General features: G+C 54.7%; 1 protein-coding gene. It reads left to right on the top strand.

Annotation, left to right across the window (positions count from 1 at the left end; all coding sequences use genetic code 11):
* Positions 1-797: 797 nt before the first annotated feature.
* On the top strand, positions 798-1,217 hold a 420-nt coding region (locus V6D20_15040; protein ID HEY9817095.1), incomplete at its 3' end, for a prepilin-type N-terminal cleavage/methylation domain-containing protein.

Genomic DNA, 1,217 nt, shown 5'->3' with positions numbered 1-1,217 from the left:
GGAAGGGGCTTCGTAGGAGCTCTCGGTCCGGCGTTCCGGGTTGCTGAGCGATCCATCGCGCAGCGATGGCGGATCTATCCTGTTGGCACAGGATGGGGTCGTGGAAGCACTGCTTGCAGCGCGATCCATCGCGCAGCGATGGTGACGCCTGCAGCGGCTGGAAGGGCAATCCCCCTCAGAACCGCACTCTCCCCCTCGAACGCGCGTGGCTCCAGCAAACCCACAGGCCCCGCCCAGGCCGGCGAGTAAGCAGCTGCTCACCTGCGCAGCATGGCATTTTTGCTCCCTCACCCTATCGAAACGCCACATCTTGATACATACTGAAACAAATGCCTCAACCCGCAGGGAGACGCACCGCGTGACCCCCACGAACACACGTTTCAGACCTCAGGGCCCCTCAGACAGCACCCGGCACAGTGGCGGCTTCACGCTTATCGAACTGATGATTGCGGTTGCCGTGATCGGGATTCTGGCGGCGATTGCATACCCCAACTACACGCGGTATGTGCAGGAGGCCAGGCGCACGGACGCGATGTCCAAGTTAACGGATGTGGCAGGCAGGATGGAGCGCTGTTATACGGTGAAGTCGAGCTACACACAGTGTTTAACGGATCTGGGGCTTTCCGGAGGAGGTACAATAAATTCCGAGGAGGGCTTCTACCAAGTGACAGGAGCCTTGGTCGCTAGTGGCGCCGGTTATACATTGACGGCATCGCCAGATAGTGCTCCTAAAGACGCGCAGGTTGGCGATAGTTGTGGAGATTTTAGGCTAAATCACCAAGGCGATAAAGATTCCGATGGCTCAGATTGCTGGTAAGTTAAGAAATTTTTCGGGATTTACCTTGATAGAACTCTTGGTGACTATTGCTGTGCTTGTTATTTTGGCAACGATAGCGGTACCCAATTTTCAGGGGATGATTGAGAGAAACCGGATTGTAAGCACAACCAATGGCGTAGTGAGAGCGCTGGGGGGTGTTAAGAGTGAGGCGATAACCCGAAAGAAGAATGTCACGGGGACAGTTTCTTCGTCTAAAGTCGAGCTGTCTTCAGGGTCAGGGCAGTCTGTAGAAGTGAGTGATGGTGCCTCTCTGGAGTGGACTTTTACCAGTGGCGAAGTGACATTTTCGCCCATCGGTTGGGCCATGGAATCTGGAAAAATATGTGTGCTTTATAATGGAGAAGTGGTTCGGGAAGTGTCAGTATCCCTCTCGGGAATT

Source organism: Candidatus Obscuribacterales bacterium, from assembly GCA_036703605.1.
GTDB lineage: Bacteria > Cyanobacteriota > Cyanobacteriia > RECH01 > RECH01 > RECH01.
The sequence above is the reverse complement of the archived record's forward strand: the minus strand, read 5'-3'. Positions and strand labels throughout refer to the sequence as shown.